Annotated in this window: 7 protein-coding genes and 1 pseudogene; 3 read left to right on the top strand and 5 right to left on the bottom strand. The window is 62.1% G+C overall.

The features are described from left to right. Positions 1–260 precede the first annotated feature (260 nt). From NWI01_RS19455 to NWI01_RS18240, 4 genes are all read right to left on the bottom strand, one after another. On the bottom strand, positions 261–479 hold the full coding sequence (locus NWI01_RS19455) for a hypothetical protein (protein WP_210243016.1): 219 nt from the start codon (positions 477–479) through the stop codon (positions 261–263). Positions 480–584: 105 nt separating this feature from the next. Continuing rightward, complete coding sequence (locus NWI01_RS18250; protein WP_244613895.1) at positions 585–1034, bottom strand: hypothetical protein; 450 nt, start codon at positions 1032–1034, stop codon at positions 585–587. 703 nt (positions 1035–1737) lie between these two features. Continuing rightward, positions 1738–1992: a hypothetical protein gene (locus NWI01_RS18245; protein ID WP_244613894.1), complete on the bottom strand. Its 255-nt coding sequence runs from the start codon at positions 1990–1992 to the stop codon at positions 1738–1740. A gap of 201 nt (positions 1993–2193) precedes the next feature. Beyond that, a complete protein-coding gene (locus NWI01_RS18240; RefSeq protein ID WP_141385357.1) occupies positions 2194–3648 on the bottom strand; it encodes a caspase family protein in 1455 nt (484 codons plus the stop codon). A 489-nt stretch (positions 3649–4137) separates the two neighbouring features. Between NWI01_RS18240 and NWI01_RS18235 the strand changes: the two genes are divergently transcribed. From NWI01_RS18235 to NWI01_RS18225, 3 genes are all read left to right on the top strand, one after another. After that, on the top strand, positions 4138–5316 hold the full coding sequence (locus NWI01_RS18235; RefSeq protein ID WP_244613893.1) for a GNAT family N-acetyltransferase: 1179 nt from the start codon (positions 4138–4140) through the stop codon (positions 5314–5316). Between the two features lie 95 nt (positions 5317–5411). Further along, entirely contained in the window at positions 5412–6095 is a 684-nt protein-coding gene (locus NWI01_RS18230; protein WP_141385355.1) for a site-2 protease family protein, read from the top strand. Positions 6096–6124: 29 nt separating this feature from the next. After that, positions 6125–6559, top strand: coding sequence for a hypothetical protein (locus tag NWI01_RS18225; RefSeq protein WP_244613892.1), 435 nt, complete (start codon positions 6125–6127; stop codon positions 6557–6559). A 59-nt stretch (positions 6560–6618) separates the two neighbouring features. Here the strand turns inward: NWI01_RS18225 and NWI01_RS19985 are convergent. After that, a pseudogene (locus NWI01_RS19985) lies at positions 6619–6700 on the bottom strand (energy transducer TonB); the annotation flags it as partial.

Here is a 6700-nt window from a genome sequence, read left to right as displayed (position 1 = left end):
TGACCTAGGCCACTAGGGATTAAAACAGGCCAGTACCAGATTGGGGGAGATTTTATACCTTCAGGACGTGTAAGAAACTTCGCGGGTATCGCCCGCTTCACCTCTCTTATGGAAGACGGTCGGAAGCATGTAGGTGACGTCTATCCTTCACGCGACCGATCATTACGTTACGGCACTCCCCTGTACGTCGCACATGAGGGTCTATGATCCGTGCCGCGTTCATGAAGCCCATCGCGCGATGCAAGCTTCGGCTCCGACGGTCAAATCCCCGGCGACAAAATATAGAGAGAGTGCGAGCCAGCAGCGGTGTTGCCGGAAATCATCAGCACGACGGGGAGTCCGCCGCGTCGCCAGAATCCTTTTGACTGTGCAACACGATTTGCATTTGCTGACAGGCGCTGGGTAGCAGGATGAGTAAGATGCTGGAAACAATCACCACCCTTTTTGGATTTATGAGCGCCGGCATTTTCCTGGCTCACGCGATTGACGGCTATTGGTCGCGGCCTTGACCGGACCACGACGCCCTTACCTGACAGGCCGCTCTATTCGGTGGTGCTCTGCTCGCTGGTGCCCTGCTCGGCCCGCTATGTCTCCGCCAGATCAAAATCCTGACGTAACCGCGCAGCCATATCCCGAACGCGCGCGCGCCACAGGCCCGGATCGGCGATTGGCCCAGCTTCCGGCTTGATCGTCAGCATCGCGTTCCATGGATTGCCGCCATAGACGGTCACTACGAACCCACGGGCCGGCGCGCCGTCGAGCGTTTGCAGCGCCTTCAGAATGATGCCCGCCAGTTCATCCGCGGTTTTGCAGCGATCGTAACTCTCCTGCTGGTCCGGCGACGGTGCGCCGGCTTCTCCAGCCGACCCTTCTGTCTCCGGCGGCGGCGAGATTTCAGCGCCAGGCGACTCCGATGAGCTCCGATTGTCGTCGGGCAATTCGGACTCAGGCGGAGGCGCGTGAGGGCGAGTCCCCAGAACATTCTGGATCAAGGCCATCAATCCCTTGTCCAACCCGCCGCTGCTGTTACCCACGTCGGTTGCTCCGGTGTCCGTTGCTCCGGTCGATCGAGCCGCAGCTTCCGGGCAATGTCTACCGCCCTTTGTCTACCGCCCCTGGCCAGCCGTGGATATCTTGCAGGTGTCTCAGCCGAGCGCCACCCCAATCAGCACCGCGACCAGCACGCCAAAGCCGCCCAATGCAATATTGAGAAAATTCCGGGCCAAACCAGGTTCGGTGGTCAGCATGATGTTTCTCCCGGTACGCAAAAACAGGTCTGGCTAGAATGGGCGTCGAATCTTAATCAAAACTTTCCAATTGGTGCCCGCCAGCCGAATCACCGGCCGCTCCTGACGACAGGCAGGCATAAGCCGCGCTGAAAAGCGATCGGCAACACACGGACGATCAGGGAGGCTCTCATCTGAACTGGAAGCGGTCGACCACTGGCCGGCTAAACCGGAGACAAACTTCGCCGGCTCATGCCTTGGCGAAGATCCCGTTTGAACCTTTCCCGCGGTACGCTGACCCAAAAAGGGCTGGGGGATTGCATTGCCCAGTCTATGCACAACGTCACCGGGCGATCATATTCCGCTCAGGTGACGTTGTTGTTTGGAGCGCTGGTCACGCTTGAAGGCAACAAGACCCGAACGACGGATAACCGGCTGAGGCCGATAGATAGCTTCTTGGCGTCGGCAACCGACGTCAGCGTCGCGTCATTGGCAGGAAAACAGCGCGGCGTCAGGGCTGTCTGCTTTTGGAACTGGTCTTGGACTGGCTCGCGTTTCGAACGCCTCCCCAGGGATCGTCGACCACCGCCGCATCGGGAATCTTTCGCAGCGACTCCTTGTAAGCTTTTTCAAGGGCCTTCTGTCTCTCGATCTGCTCCGGCGTTTTTCCAGGCCCGTCAGCCATCATGTTGAATTGCGGCGCCTGGGCGAAAGCCGGACCCGACACCACGGCCGCCAAAAGCATGGATGCGCATAGAATTTTCATCAGAACTCCTCCCCACAATGGATAGCATAGACGTCCGATCCCCGGTTTCAAGCGGCTCACCGCTCGAAAACATCCTGAGGTTCCGAGACGCGGGACTCGCGCCCGACAGCAATGGCTCGAGCGCGTCACCGTTTGCTGCGAGGATGATGAAGCGGGGCCGGCCGGCGCCGGTCCCGATCGGAGCGTATCCGAATTAGTCTCTCAGTATCGGCCCGTCGATCCGCCCATGCTTCCTCCACGCCCGGAACCACCGTACCCGCCGCCGCGCCCGAATCCTCCGCCAAAACCGCCGATGCCGATGGAGGGTATCGGCAGGGGCACCGGCACGACACTGGGTGGCGGAGGTGGCGGCGGCACATCATCAGCATAGTAGGCGGGCCGGCGCTGGCCCCGGCGCGGAGGCGTATCGTCGTTCCGCGCACGATCCGACTTCTGCTTTTTCTTGGGCGTTTCGGCTTTCTTCTTCTGCGGCTCCCGCGGCGGCGTGCTGCAAGGACAGGTCGGGCCGGCCGCGGCCGCGGCAACCGCCACACCCGGATTATCGGGCCGGCTACGCAGACGCTCCTCCAGCTTACGCGCCGTCGGCGTCAGGTCGCTGTCGGAGTATTCGGTGAGGAATGCCCGATAACCAGCCGCCGTATTGGTGAGGACCGCCCTGTTCCAGGCCTGCATCCGGCGCTGGCGATCGAGCCACTGCCGCGCCTCCAGATCGAACGGGGAGTCCGCATAGAGGCCGACGAACGCCTCATAGGCCTGACCGCTGCCGTCACTGACAATCAGTTCGTGCGCCTGCTCGGCCGTCTTGCCTTTCAATTCACCGCGCCATTCCGCGACCGTCCGCTTGATTCGGGAATCAGCCGGCGGCGTGGCGCCGGCTTCGGCGGTTCCGGGGAAAAAATGGAAACTATCCGTCAGCGAGGAACTGTCCCACGGAGTTTGGCGGCCACTCGTCGCCTTGTTGACCTCCAGCCGGACACGCTTGAACGCTTCCTCGATCGAAAGTCCCGGCTGCCGGCCGGCGGACAACAACGCAGCCGTATAAGGGCTATCGGTGCCCGCACCGTCTTCCGCCTCGGCTCCCGGCGAGGTGGAGAAGGACAGGAACGTGCCGGGTGCGGCCACCTTGGCATCGACGATGGCGAGACCGTGCCCGACCGTCTTGTTGATGGTGGGGAACGGGTTATTGCGGCATGCGTCCAGCAACACGATGCGCATCCGGCTCGGAACCGACATCAGCGTGTTCATGATGTCGTTCAGGCGAACCGCCTGGAGCGGAATATCGGCCTCACGCTTCGGATCGAGATCGACAGGAACCAGGAAGTTCTCGCCGTCGACCTGCAAGCCGTGACCGGCATAGAAAACCAGCGCGACGGTGTCGGGCCCCTTCTCCGCGATCCTTGCCGCGAACTCACCGACCTTCTCCCGCATTTCGGTCTGCGACAGGTCGGAGGCCGTCAGCACGTCGAACCCGGCGTCGCCAAGCATCTGGGTCATGGCCTTGGCGTCATTGCCGGGATTTGGCAGTGGCGTCACCGCGCGATAGGCAGACTGGCCAATCACCAGCGCCAGCCGGTTCTCCGCGGCAGCCGGATGCGCGGTCAGCACGATCGCGGCGATCGCCCCGAAAACGATCGAGCGAATCATCGAAAATGTCATGGGAGGCTCCGCGTAAACGTCCTTGTTCGACTGTTGTCGGCCCGCGCGGCGCGACGGTTCATCATCTGTGCAAATTTCGCATGCGCGTCCGCGTCGTGATATCGCCGGTCGGACCGACCATATCATTTCTACCGCCTCGGCGGGTCCGGATCATACCGGCATATGCCGGTGGCGGCCGCAAAATGATCGTATCGGCCGACAGGAAGTTAAGCGGTTCGAACCGGCCGCAAACCGCTCGTCAGGCTGGTCCTGCGCCGCAAGCTCCCTCCCGGCGATATTGAACCTATCGCCCGGTACCGGCGGCATACAAGGTAAACGCAAAATGAAGCCCGATGCGAAAATCGGAGGTCGGAGCCAACCTTATCTTCGAATATCTCAGCTAGTGTCTGTCGCCATCAAGCCAGGGCAGCGGCCTACGCGCCCTCGCCTCGCCGTCGTATGGGATTGGGGACATGGTCGGTATTGCCAGTTTGGCTCTCGTCGTTGCTGATGAATGAGTTCGTAGCTCCGCCACTTCGCACGCTACATCTAGCGGCCGGGGTTGCATCGCTTGATCCCGACCAGTGGCGATCGCTCGCCGACCGTGCTGTCGAGCCGAACGGCTATTATCTCGCTGATTGGGGTTTGGCGCTGGATGGCATGGCGCGCGGCGGAACGCGTGCGTCGGCCCTGACGGCACATTCCGATCGTTCGTCCGGCGAAATGGGTCCCGGCACTCTCATCGGGCTGATCCCGGTTATCTCCGCCTGGCGAGCTTACCGGATTCCGCTTCCCCTTCTGGTCAGCGCCGATCCTTACCACGCGCTTTGCACGCCGCTGCTCGACCGCGGCCGTGCGGATCAAGCCGCGGCGGCGCTGCTGCGCGAGGCGCGGGCCCTCGGCCAACGCGCGCTGATCCTGCGCAACGTCACGCTCGACGGCGGCGCCATGAAAGCCTTTACGACCGCCCTCGAACGCGACGGCCTCCAGCCGCACAGGCTGAATGGCCAGGCGCGCGCCTGCCTGGACGCCACCCGCGAGGCGGAAGGACTGCTGCGCGAGGCGCTGGGAGCGAAGAAACTCAAGGAGTTGCGACGCCAGCGCAATCGCCTTGCCGAGCATGGCGAGGTGTCGTTCCAGGTCGCGCGCTCTGCCGCCGAGGTCGCGGAGGCGCTTGAAATCTTCCTCGTGCTGGAAGCCAGCGGCTGGAAGGCGCAGCGGGGAACCGCATTGATCCAGAATAGCGGCGATGCGGATTTCATCCGCAGCGCCGCGCCGGCGCTCGCCGGGCGAGGCCAGTGTGAAATCGTCACGCTGCGCGCCGGTCTGACGCCCGTGGCGGCCGCGATCGTGGTTCGCCACCAGAACCGCGCGTTTTATTTCAAGCTGGGCATTGATGAGAGTTTCGCGAAGTTTTCACCCGGCGTGCAGTTGACACTCGATCTCACGCGCCATCTCTGCGCCGACCCCGCGATCACCATGGCGGATTCCACCGCCGATCCGGATCATCCGATGATCGACCCGATCTGGCGCGGACGGCTTTTGATCGGCGATGTGCTGATCCCGCTTCGCCGAAGCGATCCTGTTATTTCGCTCGCGAGAGCAGCGATCGCGTTGCGCAGGCTGGTGCGCGAACCCGTGCGCCGCGCTGCCCATATCCTCCGCAAACGTCAGGAGAAGAAGGCATAAGCGCCTGAAATACCCTCCACGCCCCTCACCTCCCTGTCATAGCCTCGGCGGTCCATGATAGGGTTCGTCCGTCGCATCCCGCACGAGGCCGTCGATTGCCGGGCATTTCACTTTACACGCTATCGGTCTGGGTGCTGCCGCTGGTGATCGCCATCACCTTTCACGAGGCGGCGCATGGATTCATCGCGTACCGGCTCGGCGACAACACCGCCTGGACGCTCGGCCGCGTCAGCTTTAACCCGCTCAGGCACATCGATCCCTTCGGCACGGTGATATTGCCGGGCATTTTGCTGCTGTCGCACGCGCCGTTCCTGTTCGGCTACGCAAAGCCGGTTCCGGTGAACTTCCGAAACCTGAACCACCCCCGCATCGACATGGTCTGGGTGGCGCTTGCCGGACCCGCCACCAACATCCTGCTGGCTCTCCTGGCGGCATCGGCATTTCACTTGCTGGGCCTCGTCCCCGGCGCCAGCGCGCAATGGGTGGCGGACAATCTGAAGAACGCGTTGATCATCAACGTCATCCTTGCGGTTTTCAACATGCTGCCGATTCCGCCGCTGGATGGCGGACGGGTCGCCGTCGGCCTGCTGCCGAAGGTGCTGGCGGCCCCCCTTTCCCGTCTGGAACCCTACGGGCTGCTGATCCTGATCGGGGGTCTCCTGCTGCTTCCGATGCTTGGCCGCCAGCTCGATCTCAATCTTGACGTGATCTCCACCATCGTGAAAACAGTTACCGGTTATGTGATACAGTTTCTTTTGCTGGTCACCGGCAATATATAATTAATGAGCGTTGCAAGAGGCGTAGTCAGTTGATCAAAGCTCAGGACAAGATGATTGCAAGACGTGCCGACACCAAGGCACGCGCCGACTTCGCCACCTGGAAGATGATGGTGAAACTGAATGGCGCTTCGTCACTTCCCACTGAGGCCCTGACGTTCCTGGCGAGTTACAAGAGCCTTGCCGAAACGATGGCGGAGACGGAGGCCAGCGAGGCGACCATCGAACTGATTTACAAGAGCTATTACGCGGACATGGGCGGCACCGGAACGGCGCCCGATGTCAAGTCGATGCCGAAGGAGCCGATCGTCGATACCAGCAATGTCATGGCCTTCAAACGGCCCGCTCCGCAACCAGCGCCTTCGGTCAAATCCGCGCCAGGCGCACGGCCGCGCCTGCCGGTTGCGCTGATCTTCATCTGCCTGGTGCTGATTTACGTCGGTATCCGGTACTTTCTCCTGCAATGATGGCGAGCGTGCATCACTATCCTGCCGGCCGTGAGAACGACGCTACGTTTGCTCCCGCGTTATCCCTTACCTTTGACCCTGAAGACGACGGGCAGCGTGAAGCTGAGGCCCTCGTCTGCGATGAGGGGTGGAGGCGGCGGG

Origin of the sequence: Nitrobacter winogradskyi (genome assembly GCF_006539545.1) — a bacterium.
Lineage (GTDB): Bacteria > Pseudomonadota > Alphaproteobacteria > Rhizobiales > Xanthobacteraceae > Nitrobacter > Nitrobacter winogradskyi_A.
The sequence above is the reverse complement of the archived record's forward strand: the minus strand, read 5'-3'. Positions and strand labels throughout refer to the sequence as shown.

Excerpts from the sequence above, each read along its gene's own strand:
- NWI01_RS18235 (WP_244613893.1), top strand. The coding sequence starts at position 4,138 with ATGAATGAGTTCGTAGCTCCGCCACTTCGCACGCTACATCTAGCGGCC.
- NWI01_RS18245 (WP_244613894.1), bottom strand. The coding sequence starts at position 1,992 with ATGAAAATTCTATGCGCATCCATGCTTTTGGCGGCCGTGGTGTCGGGT.
- NWI01_RS18240 (WP_141385357.1), bottom strand. The coding sequence starts at position 3,648 with ATGACATTTTCGATGATTCGCTCGATCGTTTTCGGGGCGATCGCCGCG.